Source organism: Parafrankia sp. BMG5.11, from assembly GCF_004337455.1.
The window spans coordinates 24,847-42,091 of record NZ_SJXI01000004.1; the positions used below are offsets into that span (position 1 = coordinate 24,847).

Here is a 17,245-nt window from a genome sequence, read left to right on the forward strand (position 1 = left end):
CCCCGCCATGCATCCTGTCAGCTGGTCATTTCGGGCTAGTTCGCTGGGGGGCGGCAGCCGCCGGACTCCGCCACCTATGTGGTCTCGCCGGGCCCCACCGCGGTGCCAACCGCGTCCGCCGGCCCGCGCGCTGCCAGCCCTTCGCGCCGCCGGCAGTGCGGTGGGCGTGGGGGTGCGGCGGAGGCGCGAGGGACGCGGCGGGCCGCCGACTCCCGGACGGCGCCGTCCAGTGTGATCGTCATCGGCGGGCCTCCGTGACGGCACCCGGGCGCTCACCGCCGGACGCACCACCGGCAGACGCACCACCGGGCGCAGCGGCGTCGGTGCGGGTGCGCGTCACGGCGGCCCGCGCCAGGCGGGACTCGACGTGGTCGAGCCAGCGGATCTCGGCCTCGGCGGCGAAGACCAGACTGTCCAGCACGAGCAGCCAGGCGACGTCCCCGGTCTCGTCGGCCTGCCGGCGCAGCCGGGTGTGCTCCTGCATCGCCCGCAGCGTCTCGGTGCGCTGCCGCAGCACCAGCCCGCCGACATCGACACCGGGCACCGTGACGGCGAGCGCCAGCTTGATGGCGAGCTCGTCCCGGCCGACCGTGCGGCGGCTGACCGGGGTCGTCCACCAGCGCCGCGCGGCCGCGTGGCCCGACGCGCTGAGCCGGTAGACGATGCCCCGGCCCTCCCCACCGGCGGGCGCCTGCGGGCCGGGGTCCTCAGCACCCTCGACGAGCCCGTCGCGCTCGAGGCGGCGCAACGTCGTATAGACCTGCCCGATGTTCAGCGGCCAGGTCGACCCGGTTCTGGACTCGAACTCCGCTCGCAGCTGGTAGCCGTACATCGGGCGCTCGGCCAGCAGCGCGAGCAACCCGTTCCTGATCGACATCCCGACCCCGCACACCGCCCGTCACGGCGGCGGCCGGGACCGCCGCCGTGACCCGTCACCTCAGCCGAAGCTCGTCGGCTTCGGCTCGGACCAGGTGGTGTCCTTCGGCGGCCAGCAGACGAACGGCTTGTCCTTCGTTCCACCGACGATCTCGAACTTCCCGCCCCGTACGCGGACGAGCGCCCGGCAGTCGAGCTTGTAGCCGTTGGTGACCGGGTCGGTCTTGGAACGCTGGCCGTGCTGGCGCGACCAGTCCACCGGAACGGTCAGGCCATCCGCGGTGTAGTCGGTCAGGTGGTTGGTGGCGTCGATCACGGACGCCTGGGTGAACGCCGGCCCCGCCTTGAGGATGCCCTGGTAGGCGAGGTCCGCGTTGATCCATCCGTACATCGCCATCTCGTCGGGCCGGCCGCCCACCTTGCCGATCCACTTCTTGAACGTGGCCATGGCGGTGTCCGCGGGATCGGCCTCGAACGGCCGGAACCCGACGCTGACGTAGTCACCCTCGAAAAGCGCGCCGGCCTCCTCGACGAACTTCTGGTTGTAGGTGTTCAGGTGGTACATCGGGACGTCGCCCATGCCCTGCCGCTCGAGTTCCTGGGCCAGGGTCTTCATGCCGTTCAGATCGAGACAGGTGATGACCAGCTGCGCGTCCACGCGCTTCATCGCGGCCACCTCCGGACCGACCCCGTTACTCAGGCCGAACGCCAGGGTGTCGTTCTTGTAGACGATCTCCTGGTCGGTGGCCGCACCGTACCGCTCGATCGTGTCGGTGATCTGGGTGACGCACTGCTTCGAGTTGTCGGACACGCCGTACCCGAGCGCCGCGATCCGCTTGGTGCCGGCCAGTTCTGCGACGTAGGTGAAAGTGCGGTCCATGCAGTCCAGGCAGGGCGGGGCCGCGTTACCGAAGATGCTCTTCCGGCCGATCATCTGCGCCGGGTGGATGTCCCATCCATACAACGGGATCCCCGCGTCCGCGAAGTTCTGCCATCCGCTGGCGAGCTGCGGGGCGCTGAAGGTCGCGAAGGTGTCCTTCGCCGACACGATCTCGATCGCCTTCTGCTGGTTCTGCCCGAGCGCGTCATCGAGCTCCCGGGCGACGACGAGCTTGCGGCCGTGGACGCCGCCCTCGCTGTTCCGGTAGTCGAAATACGCCTTGATCCCCTGGGAGAAGCAGTCCAGCAGGCAGGTGCCCAGCGGGTTGTTGGTTCGCGTCCCCAGGACGGAGAACCGGATCTCGGCGTTCGTGACACCCGGTACCGCGCCGCCACCGGCGGACGAGGCGGGGGCGGCGGTGTTCGGGTCGGAGGAGTTCGAGCAGGCGGCGACCAGAGCGCCGACGGCAAGCAGGATGGCCAGGCAGCGCAGGCGGCGGCCATGACGTTTCATGGTCGGGCGGTTTCCTTCGTTCGGAGTACACGGATCGCACGCGGGCGGCACCGGCTCGTCAGTCGGCGAGCCGATGTCCGCAGTAGTTCGGGCTGACGATCTCGATGGCGGAGCCTTCGGGGTTCACCTCGACGAACGAGTAGCACTCGGCGGGCTTGCCGAAGTCACGTTCGAGGTCGATGTCGCCGATGAGGCCACCGGCGTTGTAGCCCTTCACCGCCCGGAGGCCGTCGATGTAGCCCTGCCGGGTCGGGCAGTCCCCCGCCTCCTCCAGGCCCCGGATGAACATGTCGGCGATGATGTAGCCGACCAGTGCCAGCGTCTGGTCGGTGTCCTGCAGCTGCGGGGCGTGGGTGGCCATCGCGGCGCGGTAGGAGTCGAGCGCGGGCGACTTCGTCTCCAGCGGTATGTAGGCGGCGAACGTCGTCAGACCCGCCAGCTGCGAGCCGTAGGTCTCCAACAGCTCGGCGTTCGGCGCGGGGCTGCTACTGAGGATGACCTTGAGCGGGACGCCCTGGCGCCGCGCGGCCGCGACGACCTGGGCCAGGCCCTCCGTGCTCAGCGTGCCGGCCAGCGTGTCGATGCCCTCCTCGGCCATCTGCCGCGCGAGCTGGTCCGCCTGGGCCGTGACGGGGTTGTTGTCGGTGCTGACCGAGGTCGTCGCGATCCCCACCGACCGGAAACTGGAGGTGAACTGTTCGGCGATGTGCGTCGACACCGTCGCGTCGAGCGGGTTGTACAGGATCATCGCCTTGGTCCCGCCGCGCTCATGGACGAACTTGCCGAACGTGTCGACCGAGCCCTTCGCCGTGAAACTGTAGTTGAAGGAGAACATGTTCCGGTACTTCGCCCACGCGTCCTCCACGGCGATCCCGAGCACCGGAATCCCGCGCTCCGCGAGATAGGCGGCGCTGCCCGAGGCCACCGTGCTCGTCTCGAGCATGCCGAAGATGTTTTCCCGCTCGATCAGTGTGCGGGCCATCGTGAGATTCACCGACACCTTGGCCGTGTCGTCTCGCCAGTCATAGACGATCTGGCGCCCGTGCACACCGCCGGCCGCGTTCACCGCTCCGAGTCGGGCGTCGATTCCGGCCCGGGCGGCACTGAACGTCACCGCGCCGAGCCCGGTGTCCGGAAACAACAGCCCCAGCTTGACCTCGTCCGCGGTGACACCCTCGGTGGTACAGGACGTCGCGCTCTGCGCCGCGCCGCCCTGACAGCCGGTCAGAGCGGCGGCGCATAACAGCACGGCGGACAACCACGACAGTGAACGAGTTGTCGCCATGCAAGCCTCCCGGGGATCGAGCCGATTCTTGCAGCCACCGTATCCCGGACGTCCAACATGGGTAACGACCTGCTCACAACTATGAATCGGCGCGCCTATACCACCTCGCGAATGATCACTCCGGCGTGCATGGACACTATGCTCCGATGGACGCGAACAATATGACCGAAACAGCGGTCGCGATTCAACAGATACCCGCTGACCTGGGTTGATGCTCTGTCATGAGAACCTCCGCCGCAGCCCGCCCCGGGACCCGGGGCGGGCCACACCGACGGCGCCCCGTGGCGCACCGTCGGGTGGCCACGCGCCACGCCACGCCACCGATAGCCGATCCATTGCGCACTCGTTGACCTGACCGGGCCTGGCGTCACCGCCTCTCAGGGGCGGAGCAGCGACCGGACCTGCTCCCGCGGGAAGAACTCCTGGTTCTCACCCCAGCCCTGCTGGCCGTCCCAGCGCCAGTCGGTCAACGTCCAGAACGCCAGCCTGCCGGGCCAGCCGAACCAGCGCAGGGCGGTCACCACCTCGCCCTCGGCGTGCAGCGACCGCCCGCGGTCGTCCTCGGCGTCGAGCACGACCCTCGTCGGTGCGCCGCGACGCCGTTCCAGCACCCGCCGCTCACCGCGGACGAGCTCGCCCAGCTCACCGTTGCGGACGAGATAACCGTTCATCACCAGATCCACGCCGGGCTCGTCGTCGGCGATGGAGATCGCGTGCCAGTGCGAGTCCGGTGCGGCGATGGCCCAGAGGTAGTCCCCGGATCGCGACGCGCCCGGGCGGTGCGGGCCCCATGTACGGTCGCGCAGCGAGTAGCAGTCGATCTCGATCCGCTCGCCGTCCAGCACCAGCCACCCGGTGGCGCGCCCGGGCTGGTCGAAGTGCCGGGCCCCGGTCATCGTCTCCAGGTCGCTGTAGCGGATCTCGTGCGGCGCCATCAGCGCCGTCCACTCGAGGTCGAGCTCCAGGCCGAGCTCGGCGTAGGACAGCCGGTAGCTCCGTAACGGCTCGACCACCTCCTGGCGGAGGCTGTTCGGCAGCCGGAAGTCACGGAAGTCGAGCGGGCCGGTGGCCGGCTGGGTCCAGCGCCAGTCGTAGAAGCGGCAGTCGTAGGTCTCCTCGCCACTGGCATCCCACAGCGCGGGCCCGCCACCGGAGACGTCGGTCCGGACGTCGTGAAAGTAGTAGACGAAGCCGTTCATGCCCCGCTCGGGGATGGCGAAGCCGAACCAGGCGCTTTCCTTCCAGTAGGGGTCCTCACCCGCGGGGTGGAAGATCTCGTCGGCGGTGGCGTCGATCGGCCTGGTCACAGCCTCTGCCCTTCGTCTGGGACGCGGCACGGGACGGCCGCGGCCCCGGTGACGATAGGGGGTACGGGTTCTCAGACGACGTCGAGCACGGCCCGGCGGCGCCGGGTCCGGCCGGCGGCGAAGCTCTCGAGCAGACCCGCGACCTCACCCCAGCCACCGCGCCAGCCCGGCCGTGGGCACAGCCGCCCGGCGGCGACCAGCTCGACGACCGTGGCCAGGTCGCCGCCGACCGGCCAGCTGCCCCAGAACCCGCGGACACGTCGGCGCAGCGGGCTCGCGAAGGCCGCCGGCGGGAAGACCATCCGCTCCCCGGAGATCGCGCCGACCGCGAGGGCGGTGCCGCCCTCCGCCAGCAGGTCGACCGCCCGGGTCATCGTCGACCCGCCCGCCGCGTCGAACCCCCAGACTCCGCCGTCGCCGAGCATCGCCGCGGCATAGCCCGTGTCGCGGTCGACCAGCGAGATCGCCGCCGTTCTGATCAGCACCTGGTCGGGCCCGGGTACCGGATCGGGCACCTCCCCAAGCCGCAGCCCGCTGGCCGCTGACCCGTCCGTCACAAGTGCCCGCATTTCTCCACTCTCCGCACTCATTCCGATGCCCACGGTGATGGAGATTGAGATGCCTCCAGCCCATAGGCAGGACCAAATTTCCATCACGGCATCGACGACGAAACCGGTCGGTTCAGATTGAGAGGCGTGTCGCGTCCGGCGTGAGGCAGGTCTCGGCACGACGGAGCGGGGTCGGGCTGACCGCTCACCGGGTGGTGCGGCGGTCCGCGGGCGTGGCCTCAGGCCTCACGACCCGGCCCTGAAGTCAGGCCTCAGCCGAGTGCGCGCAGCGCGTCGAGCGCCTTGTCCGCGTGCCGGTTCATCGCGAACTCCGAGTCGATCCGGGCGACGACCGTTCCGTCCCGGTCGAGGACGAACGTGGCCCGCTTGTTGGGGCCGAACCTGCGGCGGACCCCGAACGCGTCCGCGATCGTCCGGCCGGTGTCGGCGAGGAGCGGGAAGCCGAGGGAGTGCTTGGCGCTGAACTCGGCCTGCTTGGCGGTGTCGTCCGCGCTGACGCCGACGATGCCGGCGCCGATCGCCGCGAACTCGCTCGCCAGGTCGCGGAAGTGGCAGCTCTCCCTGGTACAACCCGGGGTCATCGCCGCCGGGTAGAAGAACACAACCAGCGGCCCCTTCGCCAGCAGGTCCGACAGCCGCAGTTCGGCGCCGGTCTCGTCGACACCGGACAGGTCACCGACCCGGTCTCCCACGTTCATCCGAGGGCCCTCCACTCGTTCGCGAACCGGCATCCTGGCCACCGGGCGACCGATCCTCCCACCTGTGCACGATAGGTGACATATCGAGTGGAGCGGACCGGCGCGCACTCAGGCCGGCAACGGGCGCGCCGGTCGAGCACGCGCCGGTCAGGCGGGCGCCGGCTTGTTCAGCCCGCGGCGGGCTGGGGCAGCGCGGCCAGGTCGTCCTCCGTCAGCGACCACCCGGCGGCGGCGGCGTTCGCCGACACCTGCTCGGGGCTGGTCGCACCGGCGATCACCGACGCCACGCCGTCCTGGGCGGCGAGCCAGGCGATCGCCAGCTCCAGCACGGAGCGGCCGCGGTCGGTGGCGAACGCGATGAGGGCGTCGAGGTAGGCGAAGTTCTCCTCGGTCGCCATCGCGGCGAAGTAGGAGCTGGAGGCCAGCCGGCTGCCTGCCGGGAACGGCTCACCGGCCCGGTACTTCCCACTGAGCATCCCGGAGGCGAGCGGGAAGTAGGGCACGATCCCCATGTCCGCCTTGAGCGCCGCCGGGACGATCTCCGCCTCGACGGCCCGCCGGAGCAGGCTCCACTCGATCTGGGCGGCGACGAACGGAGCGACGTCCCGCTCGGTGGTGAACGCCGCCCGCGCCTCGATCTGCTCGGCGCTGACGTTCGAGCAGGCGATGCTGAGTACCTTGCCCGAGCGCACCAGCTCCTCGAAGGTCTCCATCGCCTCGCTCAGCGGCGCCTCGGCGTCGGGAAAGTGCTGGTAGTAGACGTCGATGCGGTCGGTGCCGAGGCGGTGCAGGCTGCCTTCGCACCCCTCCAGGATCCGCCGCCGCAACGCGCCGGGCGTGTACGCCTCGCCCCGCGGGCGCGGGCGCACCTTGGTCGCGATGACCGCGGCGTCGCGGCGGGAACCGAGCGCGGCGCCGAGGAACTCCTCCGACGCGCCGTCGCCGTACATCTCGGCCGTGTCGAAATGGGTGATCCCGAGATCGAGGGCCGCGTGGACGACAGCCGCGCTCTCGGCGGCACCGAGCCGGGCCCCGAAGTTGTTGCAGCCCAGCCCGACGATCGAGACGGCTGGTCCGGCACTGCCCAGCGGGCGGGTCCGCATGACGGTTCTCCTTGGTTCCGCTCGGCACCACGGCACGAGCTGGTCGACGGCGCGCCTTGACGCGGAGGCACGCCTGGGAGGCGGTCGATCGGTCAGCCGCGCGGAGCGCACGCTCCTCAGCACGCGCCGCGGATACTCAGATCGCCGTCGCCGATCGTCCCATCCGGCTCTCCGGCACCCGGTCGAGGGCCCGCGCCACCCGCCGACAGCACCGCCGAGGGCACCGGCCTCGCACACACTCGCGTCGAACTCGCGGGCGCCGTGCTCGTCGGCACCGTGCCCGCTGCCGCCGTGCCCGCTGCCGCCGTGCCCGCTGCCGCCGTGCCCGCCGACGTCGCGCCCGCCGACGTCGCGCCCGCCGACGTCGTCTGGACGGTGCCGTAGGCGCCGTCGTGGTAGACCAGCGGGGCCTCGGCCCGGCCGGTCTGGCTGTCGAGCACCTCGGCGACGACGAGATGATGGTCGCCCTCGACGGTGCGGCGCCGGATGCGGCACAGCAGCCAGACCGCGGCGTCGAGCAGCAGCGGCTCGCCGCCGGGGAGCGCCCGCCACCGCGTCGGCGGGCCGAACCGGTCAGCGCCCGGCTGCGCGAACCGGGCCGCCAGCTCATGCTGCCCTTCCGACAGCATGTGGACCATGAGCGTCTCGCTGGCCTCGAGCACGGGCGCGATGGACGACCGCACGGACAACGCCAGCGACACCAGCGGTGGGCGCTCGGACAGTGAGGCGACAGACGTCGCCGTGAACCCCACCGGACCGCGTGGCCCCGCCATCGTCACGATCGTCACGCCTGCGGCATGACGCCGGAAGGCACGCGCGAGCGCGCCCGGGTCGGCGACACTGCGGGCCGGTGACCGGCGCGGCGTCGGGTGCTGCGCGGAGACCTGCTTCGGCATAACCACACCCTTTCCCAGCGACGCCGATCTAACAACCACGGACGCCCCCGATCAGCCCGGCGGATGGCGGGCCGACGCAGCTGGCATGCTCGCGCTGTGACGGAACCGCCCCCGCCGCAACCGCCTCCGGCCAGGACGGATTCCGCGCGAGCGGACTGTCGCGGGGACCGAGAGCGCCGAACCACAGGTTGTAGATCCGGTCCCACTTCCCGCTCAGCATCATGTTCTTGAGCACACCGTTGACGAATCTGACGAACTCGTCGTCCTGGGCCTGATTCCCGCTGCGCCACAGGGCTACCCCGTAGGGCTCGTCCAGGGTCGCGGAGTCGGTCCCGAACACCCTGTCGAAGGCCGACGGGGCCACCTCGAGGTACTCGTCCTGATCGGCCATGCCGGCCAGAACGACGTCATCGGTCGCCGCGGCGTCCGCCCTGCCCTGTTGGACCGCGACGAGGCAGTCGGCGGCGCGCGGGAGCTCGATGACCGTCAGGCCGGGAATCGGTGGCCGGGACGGCGTGGCCGCCGGCGCCCCGGCGGCCGCCTCGCGCAGTTTCTCGACCGACGTGCTCTCCTGGGTGGAGCAGACGGTGAGGCCGGCGAAGTCGCCGATCGAGTGGAATCCGGCGTTCTTCGGGATGAGCAACTTGAAGCTGGACTCGAAGTACACCCCGGAGAAAAGGATGTCCGCCTTCCGCTCGCAGGTGATCGTGTAGGTCGCGATGACGAGATCCAGCCCGGACGCCGAGTCGGTCGCCGTATCCGCGTCCGGGTGTGCGGGATCGGCGTCGTCCATGATGAGAATGCCGCGCTCGCTCGTGGTGACCGCGTGGAACTTCATCCGGTCGGTGCCCGCCGGACCGAACAGCGCGGTGGCGATCTGTGCTGCTATGTCGACGTCGAAGCCCTCGATTTTGAGTGTCCGCCAGTTCATCGAACCGGCCGGGGGCACGTCGGTCGTGATCCCGACGTCCAGATAGCCGTTCCCGCCGTCGTAGATGGCTGCCATCGTCGAACCCGGGCGGAACCAGCCGGGGGAAGGCAGTGGCCCCACCGGTGGCAGGCTCGCCCGTACCGGCCGGCCATCGGCACAGACCTGTCCGGTGTCCGGCCCGGCCGGCGGCCCGGCGGGACGCGGGTCGGCCGGCGCCGCGGCTCGGTCGGTGACGGCCGGAGCCGACGGGACCGGACGCGCATCATCCGGCAGCTCCGCGCTGGTGGTCCCGCAGGCGGCGGCAGTGGCGGCGATGGCAGCCGCGGTGAGCACCGCGACGAGCCCGGCCGGCCGTCGTCGACCACGACGACGACGCGAACCGCCCGGACGACGCGACTCGCCCGGCAGGGCGGTCACTACCGGTACTCGCGGAGTCGTCGCCGCATGCCCCACACGACCAGGCCGGCCGCCACGGCCAGCAGCACGCCGGCCGCCAGCCCGAGGAAGGTCAGCGGGGTGGCGGCGGTCGACATCCGGTCGCGGAACCGCTGGGTGCTGACCTCCATCCCGCCGGCCAGCTCGTCGTCGAGCGCGCCGAAGGCGTCCGCTCCAGGGCCGGCGGTCAGCCGGGCCGCCCGTTCGAAGGAGTTCGCCCCCGAGCTGATCGCGTCGGTTCCCTCGGTACTCCCCAGCAACGACACGACCTCATTCCGGTTGGTCAGCCACGTCCGAAGGTGGCCCTCGACGGCCGGGTCGAGGACGTCCCCAGGCAGCATGCGGAGCGCCAGGACCAGGGATCCGCTGCGGCCGGGCAGTGCGCCGGGCGGCAGCCGGTCGCCGGTCGCCGCGTCGTATCCGAGGGCCTCTACCGCCGTGTCGAGGCCCTCGTCGTACTCGGTTCCGATTCCCAGGGACATCAGATCGAGGTTCTCCTCGGCCCGGGCCTGCAACGCGAAGACCCGCGCCTGCGCGAGGGTCACCATGGGCATGTAACCGTCGTCGACGCCGTGTTGGACCCGGGCCTGCTGAGCCAGCGCGCCGGCGGCGAACAGGCCACCCGCGGCCAACAGGCAGACCGTCGCGGCGAGCAGCCGGAGTTCGAACACCCGGCGGCTTCGCCGCCAGTAGTGGACCTGGAGCGCGGTGAGCCCGGCTCCTCCGCCGGCGAAGAGCAGGAGCAGCGCTGTCTCGACCGCACCGTCGGTCGCGCGCCGGAAGTCCACGTCGACGTCGCGCCCACCCAGCTCGAGCAACATGTCGACCTTGGGGATGATCTGGTCCCGTACGAGGTCCGAGGCCGCCCGCAGGTACGCCTCGGCGACCGAGTCGCCCGTCTGGCTGTTGGCCTGGCCGGCGCTCACCAGACTCGCGTACCGGGGAATCAGCTGGCCCAGTTCGGTCAGGATCTCGTCGGCGCACGCCGACCCGGACGACCCAGCCGACCCGGCGGACGGGTCGGCGTCCAGGCAGCTTCGCACACCGAGTTGCTGCAGCCGGACGACTCCTTCCCCCGCCGCCCCGATCCGCTCGTCGATCCGGGGCTCGTCTCTCATCTGCCCGTACACGGCGCGCAGCCCGGCCGCGTCGGAGGCCTGGACGTCGAAGAGGGCGTGCCTGAACACCGACGCCGCGGCGGCCGCGTCGGCACTCGACAGCTCGCCCCGAACGAACTGGGCCTCGACGACCACCTGGCCCGCACGGTCACGGGCATCGCTGACGGCAGCGTGCCGCGACAACGCCACGAAGGTCGTGAGGCCCGAGAGCAGCGCCAACCAGACGGCGACGGCCACGGCGCCCGCCGCGAGCTGGCGTGGCGTGTCAGCCCAGGATCGGATCAGGCGGACCGGACCGGTCGACCACCGGCACGGACGACCGTACGGCCACAGGTCCACCGCCCCGGCCCCCGCTTGCAGGGAAGCCACGCGCTGCGCAACACCGGTCACGATGGGCAATATATTACCTAACGGATCACCTCGACCGATGGGCGCGACGCGGGCATCGCCGTCGTTCGCAGGCCTGGCCACCCGGCTCACGGCGCTGGCCGGCCGCCCGGCCCCGATGATCCCGGTGGTCGGGCCACCCGGCAGGACGGCGGCGCTCACCCCGGTGGGCTACTACGACGACTACCTCGCGATCGCCGGGCCGACCTGGCGCAACGAGGTCGCGGCCACCCTGGGCAGTGAGATCGGTTCGTTCCGGCCGGGCCGGTCGGCGGTCCGGGTGCTGCGGACCCGGTGGTTCGTACAGATAGCCGACTTCGACCGCGCCGCGCCGCCGCACGCGACGGCCAAGGCCGCGTCCGTGGCCGGGCCGAGGTCCGGCACTACCCGTGCGACCACTTCGATCTCCACGCGGGCAAGCCGTGGCACGAGCCGGCGCTCGCCCACCAGATCTCCTTTCTCCGGCGGGCGCTGGCGCCGTCGGCCGGCCGCGCCGCGGTGGCCGCGCGCTGAGAGCAGGCCCGGGTCCGGAGCACGTAGCATCCGATCTGGCCCGGCAAGGCGGACACGTACTCGTCCCGAAGAGGATGGTTCCATGGCTGACATCGGTACTCCCGAGCTGCTCATCATCGCAGTGGTCGTCCTGGTCCTCTTCGGTTCCAAGAGGCTTCCCGACGCCGCCCGGTCCCTCGGCCGGTCCCTGCGGATCTTCAAGTCGGAGATCAGGGCGCTCGACACGGACGCGCCGGCCGCGCCGCAGGGCCCGGCACCGGTCGCAGCCGAAGTCCCGATGCCACTGAGCGTCACCTCGGCTCAGTAGCCACCGACGCTCCCCCGGCACGGGAAGAAAAGGCTCGTCCGGCGGCCGCATGAGGTCTCGCACATACGGTCGCGGCCGATCGACCGTAGCCTTGGCCTGGCCTGAACAACCACCCGACGCTACGACGAAAGGACGGCCCGTGGGTCTCCGCCTGGGCGACACCGCTCCCGACTTCACCGCCACGACCACCGACGGCGAGATCACCTTCCACGAGTGGAAGAAGGACTCGTGGGCGGTCTTCTTCAGCCACCCGGCCGACTTCACCCCCGTGTGCACCACCGAGCTGGGCCGCACCGCCGCGCTGCAGAGCGAGTTCCAGAAGCGGAACACCAAGGCTCTCGCGCTGTCCGTCGACCCGGTCGACCAGCACAACGCCTGGGCGCCGGACATCGCCGAGGTCGCCGGCAGCGCGCTCAACTTCCCGATCGTGGCCGACCCCGACCACCGCATCGCCGAGCTGTACGACATGATCCACCCGGGTGAGGGCGACACCTCCACCGTGCGTTCGGTGTTCATCATCGACCCCGCCAACAAGGTGCGGCTCTCCCTCACCTACCCGAAGTCGGTGGGCCGCAACTTCGACGAGATCATCCGCGTCATCGACGCGCTCCAGGCCACGGACGCGAACCCCATCGCGACCCCGGCCGACTGGAAGCCCGGCGACCGCGTGATCGTCGCGATCTCGGTCTCGACCGAGGACGCCAAGAAGCGGTTCCAGAACGTCGAGGAGACCAAGCCCTACCTGCGCTACGCCGACGCTCCCTGATCGATCACGTCACCGGTCTCGTCCCGCCCGATCGCGGGGCGAGGCCGGCCGCCGGCCGCGCGTCCGTCAGGCCGCGCGGCTCAGCGCGCCGCTGAGGAAGGCGAGCTGCGCCGGCACGACGGAACGCCAGTATTCGGGGGTGTGACCGCCCGGGCCGAAGTTCTGTTCGCTCGCCGCCAGGTCACGGGCGGCCTGGCGGGACACGGCGAGGAACGGGTCGGCGGCGCCGCAGTCGATTCGGTACGACACGCCCGGCACGGGTGGCGTCCCGAGGACCGGGTGGGCCGCGAAGTCGGCCCTGGAGTCGAAGGCGCCGGGGGCGCTCGCCCCGTAGGACGGCCACATCGCCGGGCTGCTCGCCGCGACCGCCACGACCAGTCCGGGATGGCGACGGGCCAGTAGCAGCGCGCCGTACCCTCCCATCGACCATCCCGTCGCCGCCAGCCGGGTAGCCCGCAGGCCCAGCCCGGCGAACCGGGGCAGCACCTCGTCAATGATCATTTTTTCGGGGTCGTCACCCGAGGCGCGGCGATGCCAGTAGGTCTCGCCGCCGTCGACGGCGACGAGGGCGAACGGCGCCACGCCCACCGCCAGGGCCGCGGTGAGATACCGGTCGAGGTTCAGCAGGCTGACCGACCGCTCGGCGTCGTCCCCCCGGCCGTGCAGGACGAGGCAGGCCGGCAGCCCGTCCCGGGACCCGCCCGGCGCGATCACCACCATGCCGACCTGCCGGCCCCTGGCCGCGCTCGCGAAGGTCACCCGTGAGACCTCCACGGGGCCGGCCGCGACCGCCGAAGCGGCCGGCGTGCCCGCACCCGCCACCGGAGTGGTCGCCGCCGAAGCCGGTGCCGCTGACGGGGACGACGCGGGCGACGCGGGCGCACCGGAGCCGTCCGAGCATCCGGCGAGGCCCCCGCCGACCGCGGTCGCCGCGAAGGCCAGCAGCACCCGCCGGCTCGGCGGCACGGCTCTCGAGGGCATGGCGGAAATCGTCCCATCCCGGTCCGGCCGCGGGGTCGGCGGTGCCGCCACGGTCAGCTGGCGACGTCCCGCACGATCACGCGGGACGCCGCGCGGCCCTCCGGTACCGGGATGAGCGGGTAGACGTGCACGGCACCGTCGCGGACCGTGAGCTCCACCTGGAGGCCCTCGGCGGCGGCCCGCTTCTGAAAACGCAGGACGTCGGGGTAGAGCAGGTCGCGGGTGCCGACGTACACCTGCGTCGGGGCGATGCCGGTGAGCCGCCCGTTCATCGGGCTGAGCCGCGGTGCGGCCGGGTCGTCGCCGTCGGCCCAGGCGCGACCGGCCTCCACCAGGCCGATGCGGGTCAGCCAGGGGTCGCGGGCCTCCGCCGCCGCGACCGCCGGGTCGCCCAGGGTGAGGTCCAGCCACGGGGAGATGAGTACCAGGCCACGTGGCTGCGGCAGCCCGTGGTCTTCCAGGGTCTGCGCGAAGCCCAGCGCCAACCCGGCGCCGGCGGAATCCCCGGCGATGGTGACCGTGGCCGGGTCCATCTCGTCGAGCAGCCGCCGGTAGACCGTGGTGAGGAACGGATACGCCTCGCGGTAGGTGTGCCCCGGCGCGAGGCCGTAGTCGGGGACGTCCACCCGCACCCCGGCGTCGGCGAGCCGGGAGACCAGCGTCCAGTGCTGTGGCGCCATGCCGTTGATGTAGGAGCCGCCGTGGATGTAGACCGCCCCCCGCGCGGCGGGCCGGCCCTTCGGGGCGACGCTGTGGCAGGGGAACCCCTCGACCTGCCGGCTGCTCACCGAGTGCCGCCGGCGCAGGGCCGGCGGCGGCGCCGACGGCCGCTTCCGCGCCGCGATCCGCCGGTGGGCCCGTTCGACGGTGGCCGTCCCCGGCTTTCTGGTCAGCCGCAGAATCGCGGCGACGGCCCTCATCTGCAAGCTGGTCATCCACGTCCCTTCTGCTGCTATTAGACCAGTCCGGACGTCTCCGCCGCGAGGGCACATCCCGGGCCGCGCACGACGCGGAGAGGCCTCCTCGACGCGGAGACCAGCGATCCCCGCGTGCGGCGCGGACCCGAGTGCCACCAGTTGTCCGTCTCGTCGGCGCAGTCCCTAGCCTGGCCATGTGACGGCAGCAACAACAGCTGATTTCTCCCGCTCCGGAACCGACCAGGCCGGTTCCGACCGGCGGCGCCCGACCGGGTCCGCGGCCGACGCGCTGCGGATGCGGCTGTGCCCGCCGATGCCCGATGACCGGGTGATCGGCTGGGTGGCCGCGCTCGCGGTCACCGCCGTCGCGGGCATCCTGCGGTTCTGGCAGCTCACCGAGCCGCGGGGCATGAAATTCGACGAGGTCTACTACACCAAGGACGCCTGGGGCCTGATGACCTCGGGCTACGAGGTGAACAGCGAGACCTGCACCGGCCCCGCCTTCGTGGTGCATCCGCCCCTGGGCAAGTGGTTCATGGCCGCCTCCGAGAAGATCTTCGGCTACACCGACTGCGCCGGCGTCGCGCACGGCAGCCCAGAGCTCGGATGGCGGTTCGCCTCGGCGCTGTTCGGCACGCTGGCGGTGCTGGTGCTCACCCGCACCGCACGGCGGATGTTCCGGTCCACCGTGCTCGGCTGCTTCGCGGGCCTGCTGCTGACCCTGGACGGGCTGGAGTTCGTCCAGAGCCGGATCGGCATCCTCGACATCTTCCTGATGACAGGGCTCGTGCTCGCGCTGGCCTGCCTGGTGCTCGACCGCGATCACGGCCGGGCCGCGCTCGCCGCGCGCGTCGCCGCGGGCGCGCCGTCCGGTGGCGCGCCGTCCGGTGGCGCGCCGTCCGGTGGCGCGCCGTCCGGTGGCGCGCCGTCCGGTGGCGCGCCGTCCGGTGGCGCGCCGTCCGGTGGCGCGCCGTCCGGTGGCGCGCCGTCCAGGGCGACCGAACGCTTCGTCCGCTACGGGCCGCGCGCCGGGCTGCGGCCCTGGCGGATCGCCGCCGGGCTGTGCCTCGGGGCGTCGATGGGCGTGAAGTGGAGCGCGCTCTACACGCTGGTCGGTCTCGCCGCACTGGCCCTGGCCTGGGATGTCGGTGCCCGGCGCACCGCGGGCGCGCGGCGGCCGGTGCGCGGGGCGCTGCGCCGCGACCTGCCGGCCTGGTCCGGCTGTTACATCCTGCTGCCGATCGTGACGTTCCTGGCCACCTGGACGGGCTGGTTCGTCACCGACGGCGGTTACAACCGGCACAGGTACGGCGACGGGTTCTTCGCCGCCTGGCACGGCTGGTGGGACTACCAGCAGGACATCCTCGACTTCCACGAGCACCTGAGCGCGCCGCACGTGGCGCAGTCCACGCCGCTGAGCTGGCTGGTGCTCGCCAGGCCGGTAGTCTACGCCTACGACAGCCCGAAGCTCGGCGAGCGGGGTTGCCAAGCCGCCGCCGGCTGCTCCCGCGAGGTGCTGGCCCTGGGCAATCCGGCGGTCTGGTGGGTCGGCACAGCCGCGCTGGTCGCGATGCTCGCGCTGTGGGTCAGCCGGCGCGACTGGCGGGCCGCCCTGGTACTCGTCGGCTTCGGCTCGTCGTTCCTGCCATGGCTGGCGTTCCCCAACCGGACGATGTTCTTCTTCTACGCCCTGCCGTCGCTGCCGTTCCTGATCCTCGGGATCACCGCGTCCGCCGGTCTCGCGCTCGGCCCCCGCGACGCGTCGGACACCCGCCGCATGATCGGGGCGTTGTCGTTCGGGCTCTACCTGGCCGCCGTCGTGCTGATGTTCGCCTACTTCTACCCGATCCTCGCCGCCCAGACGATTCCGCTGAGCTCCTGGCGCGACCGCATGTGGTTCCCCGGCTGGATCGTCGCCCCCTGAGGCCCGGATCGGCGCTCAGCCCGGAACGGGTGGCTGGCAGCCGGGGCACCAGAACAGGTTCCGGCCGGCCAGCTGCACCGTGCGCACCTCGACGGCGCAGACCAGGCAGGGATGGCCTGTTCTGCGGTACACGTAGACCTCTCCCCCGTGGTCGTCGACGCGCGGTGGGCGGCCCATCGCCTCCGGGGTGTGCGCGGGGCGCACGGTGTCGATCCGGCCCGTCCGCACCCCGTCGGCCATCAGCGCGACCAGGTCGGCCCAGATCTCGGCCCACTGGTCGCGGGTCAGCTCCCGGCCCGGTAGCAGCGGGTGGATCCCGGCGCGGAACAGCACCTCGGCCCGGTAGATGTTGCCCGGCCCGGCGACGACCTTCTGGTCCAGCAGGAGCACGGCGATCGGGGTGCGGCTGCGCTCGATCCGGCGCCAGGCCAGCGCCGGATCGGCGTCCGCGCGCAGCGGATCGGGGCCCAGCCGGTCGCGCAGCGCCTTCACCTCACCGGGTGCCAGCAGCTCGCAGACGTTCGGCCCACGCAGGTCGGCGTACCCGGTGTCGGCCGTGAGCCGCAGCCGGACGGCTCCCGTCGGCACGGGCGCCGGGCCGGGACCGAGTACGTAGGTGCCGTAGATACCCAGGTGGATGTGAAGGATCTGCTCGTCGCCGAATCCCAGCAGCAGGTGCTTGCCGTGCGCCTCGGCCTCGGTCAGCACCCGCCCGTCCAGCATGTGCGCGCCGTCGGCGAACCGGCCCTGCGGGCTCGACACGGTCACCGGCCGGCCACGGAACATCCGCTGGTGGACGGCCGCCAACCTGTGCACAGTGTGGCCTTCGGGCATAGTCG

At 71.9% G+C, this 17,245-nt stretch carries 18 protein-coding genes; 3 read left to right on the plus strand and 15 right to left on the minus strand.

Features of this window, described 5'->3' with window-relative positions; translation table 11 throughout:
* Positions 1 to 74: 74 nt before the first annotated feature.
* From E0504_RS50190 to E0504_RS50195, 12 genes are all read right to left on the minus strand, one after another.
* On the minus strand, positions 75 to 242 hold the full coding sequence (locus E0504_RS50190; RefSeq protein WP_157904353.1) for a hypothetical protein: 168 nt from the start codon (positions 240 to 242) through the stop codon (positions 75 to 77).
* On the minus strand, positions 239 to 877 hold the full coding sequence (locus tag E0504_RS04295) for a PadR family transcriptional regulator (RefSeq protein ID WP_112105652.1): 639 nt from the start codon (positions 875 to 877) through the stop codon (positions 239 to 241). Before E0504_RS04295 ends, E0504_RS50190 begins: the two co-directional genes overlap by 4 nt.
* A gap of 60 nt (positions 878 to 937) precedes the next feature.
* Positions 938 to 2,269 (minus strand): ABC transporter substrate-binding protein, encoded by a 1,332-nt coding sequence (locus E0504_RS04300; protein ID WP_131622082.1) that lies wholly within the window; start codon positions 2,267 to 2,269, stop codon positions 938 to 940.
* Positions 2,270 to 2,327: 58 nt separating this feature from the next.
* Positions 2,328 to 3,554: an ABC transporter substrate-binding protein gene (locus E0504_RS04305; RefSeq protein WP_112105650.1), complete on the minus strand. Its 1,227-nt coding sequence runs from the start codon at positions 3,552 to 3,554 to the stop codon at positions 2,328 to 2,330.
* A 377-nt stretch (positions 3,555 to 3,931) separates the two neighbouring features.
* The gene (locus tag E0504_RS04310; protein ID WP_112105649.1) at positions 3,932 to 4,861 is read right to left on the minus strand and encodes a hypothetical protein; all 930 of its coding nucleotides are present in this window, start codon (positions 4,859 to 4,861) and stop codon (positions 3,932 to 3,934) included.
* Positions 4,862 to 4,932: 71 nt separating this feature from the next.
* A complete protein-coding gene (locus E0504_RS04315; protein WP_112105648.1) occupies positions 4,933 to 5,430 on the minus strand; it encodes a hypothetical protein in 498 nt (165 codons plus the stop codon).
* 251 nt (positions 5,431 to 5,681) lie between these two features.
* Positions 5,682 to 6,128, minus strand: a complete 447-nt coding sequence (locus tag E0504_RS04320) for a peroxiredoxin (RefSeq protein WP_112105647.1) — start codon at positions 6,126 to 6,128, stop codon at positions 5,682 to 5,684.
* 167 nt (positions 6,129 to 6,295) lie between these two features.
* On the minus strand, positions 6,296 to 7,231 hold the full coding sequence (locus E0504_RS04325; protein WP_131622084.1) for an aldo/keto reductase: 936 nt from the start codon (positions 7,229 to 7,231) through the stop codon (positions 6,296 to 6,298).
* A gap of 116 nt (positions 7,232 to 7,347) precedes the next feature.
* A complete protein-coding gene (locus tag E0504_RS04330; RefSeq protein ID WP_306769212.1) occupies positions 7,348 to 8,127 on the minus strand; it encodes a flavin reductase family protein in 780 nt (259 codons plus the stop codon).
* A 28-nt stretch (positions 8,128 to 8,155) separates the two neighbouring features.
* Entirely contained in the window at positions 8,156 to 9,391 is a 1,236-nt protein-coding gene (locus tag E0504_RS04335) for a transporter substrate-binding domain-containing protein (protein WP_243657406.1), read from the minus strand.
* A gap of 83 nt (positions 9,392 to 9,474) precedes the next feature.
* Positions 9,475 to 10,848 (minus strand): hypothetical protein, encoded by a 1,374-nt coding sequence (locus tag E0504_RS04340; protein ID WP_243657407.1) that lies wholly within the window; start codon positions 10,846 to 10,848, stop codon positions 9,475 to 9,477.
* A 333-nt stretch (positions 10,849 to 11,181) separates the two neighbouring features.
* Positions 11,182 to 11,445 carry a hypothetical protein gene (locus E0504_RS50195; protein WP_165938398.1) on the minus strand — a complete coding sequence of 88 codons (264 nt, stop codon included), beginning with the start codon at positions 11,443 to 11,445 and terminating at the stop codon, positions 11,182 to 11,184.
* Between the two features lie 148 nt (positions 11,446 to 11,593).
* Here E0504_RS50195 and tatA point away from each other — a divergent pair, with 148 nt between their 5' ends.
* Both tatA and E0504_RS04355 read left to right on the plus strand, forming a co-directional pair.
* Positions 11,594 to 11,818: a Sec-independent protein translocase subunit TatA gene (tatA, locus tag E0504_RS04350; protein WP_071066273.1), complete on the plus strand. Its 225-nt coding sequence runs from the start codon at positions 11,594 to 11,596 to the stop codon at positions 11,816 to 11,818.
* Between the two features lie 139 nt (positions 11,819 to 11,957).
* Positions 11,958 to 12,584, plus strand: coding sequence for a peroxiredoxin (locus E0504_RS04355; protein WP_071066274.1), 627 nt, complete (start codon positions 11,958 to 11,960; stop codon positions 12,582 to 12,584).
* A 66-nt stretch (positions 12,585 to 12,650) separates the two neighbouring features.
* On the opposite strand, the gene E0504_RS04360 is transcribed toward E0504_RS04355, so the two are convergent.
* Together E0504_RS04360 and E0504_RS04365 are read right to left on the minus strand one after the other, a co-directional pair.
* A complete protein-coding gene (locus E0504_RS04360; RefSeq protein WP_131622086.1) occupies positions 12,651 to 13,565 on the minus strand; it encodes an alpha/beta hydrolase family protein in 915 nt (304 codons plus the stop codon).
* Between the two features lie 53 nt (positions 13,566 to 13,618).
* Positions 13,619 to 14,500, minus strand: coding sequence for an alpha/beta hydrolase fold domain-containing protein (locus E0504_RS04365; protein ID WP_131622088.1), 882 nt, complete (start codon positions 14,498 to 14,500; stop codon positions 13,619 to 13,621).
* A gap of 178 nt (positions 14,501 to 14,678) precedes the next feature.
* Between E0504_RS04365 and E0504_RS04370 the strand changes: the two genes are divergently transcribed.
* On the plus strand, positions 14,679 to 16,406 hold the full coding sequence (locus tag E0504_RS04370) for a dolichyl-phosphate-mannose--protein mannosyltransferase (RefSeq protein WP_131622090.1): 1,728 nt from the start codon (positions 14,679 to 14,681) through the stop codon (positions 16,404 to 16,406).
* Positions 16,407 to 16,421: 15 nt separating this feature from the next.
* Here E0504_RS04370 and E0504_RS04375 read toward each other — a convergent pair whose 3' ends face one another.
* Positions 16,422 to 17,240, minus strand: a complete 819-nt coding sequence (locus E0504_RS04375; protein WP_112105641.1) for an Fpg/Nei family DNA glycosylase — start codon at positions 17,238 to 17,240, stop codon at positions 16,422 to 16,424.
* Positions 17,241 to 17,245: the final 5 nt, after the last annotated feature.

What these genes read in the sequence shown, in the direction of transcription:
- E0504_RS50190 (WP_157904353.1), bottom strand. Translation starts at nt 242, where the DNA reads ATGACGATCACACTGGACGGCGCCGTCCGGGAGTCGGCGGCCCGCCGC.
- E0504_RS04295 (WP_112105652.1), bottom strand. Translation starts at nt 877, where the DNA reads ATGTCGATCAGGAACGGGTTGCTCGCGCTGCTGGCCGAGCGCCCGATG.
- E0504_RS04300 (WP_131622082.1), bottom strand. Translation starts at nt 2,269, where the DNA reads ATGAAACGTCATGGCCGCCGCCTGCGCTGCCTGGCCATCCTGCTTGCC.
- E0504_RS04305 (WP_112105650.1), bottom strand. Translation starts at nt 3,554, where the DNA reads ATGGCGACAACTCGTTCACTGTCGTGGTTGTCCGCCGTGCTGTTATGC.
- E0504_RS04315 (WP_112105648.1), bottom strand. Translation starts at nt 5,430, where the DNA reads ATGCGGGCACTTGTGACGGACGGGTCAGCGGCCAGCGGGCTGCGGCTT.
- E0504_RS04320 (WP_112105647.1), bottom strand. Translation starts at nt 6,128, where the DNA reads ATGAACGTGGGAGACCGGGTCGGTGACCTGTCCGGTGTCGACGAGACC.
- E0504_RS04325 (WP_131622084.1), bottom strand. Translation starts at nt 7,231, where the DNA reads ATGCGGACCCGCCCGCTGGGCAGTGCCGGACCAGCCGTCTCGATCGTC.
- E0504_RS04330 (WP_306769212.1), bottom strand. Translation starts at nt 8,127, where the DNA reads ATGCCGAAGCAGGTCTCCGCGCAGCACCCGACGCCGCGCCGGTCACCG.
- tatA (WP_071066273.1), top strand. Translation starts at nt 11,594, where the DNA reads ATGGCTGACATCGGTACTCCCGAGCTGCTCATCATCGCAGTGGTCGTC.
- E0504_RS04360 (WP_131622086.1), bottom strand. Translation starts at nt 13,565, where the DNA reads ATGCCCTCGAGAGCCGTGCCGCCGAGCCGGCGGGTGCTGCTGGCCTTC.
- E0504_RS04365 (WP_131622088.1), bottom strand. Translation starts at nt 14,500, where the DNA reads ATGACCAGCTTGCAGATGAGGGCCGTCGCCGCGATTCTGCGGCTGACC.
- E0504_RS04375 (WP_112105641.1), bottom strand. Translation starts at nt 17,240, where the DNA reads ATGCCCGAAGGCCACACTGTGCACAGGTTGGCGGCCGTCCACCAGCGG.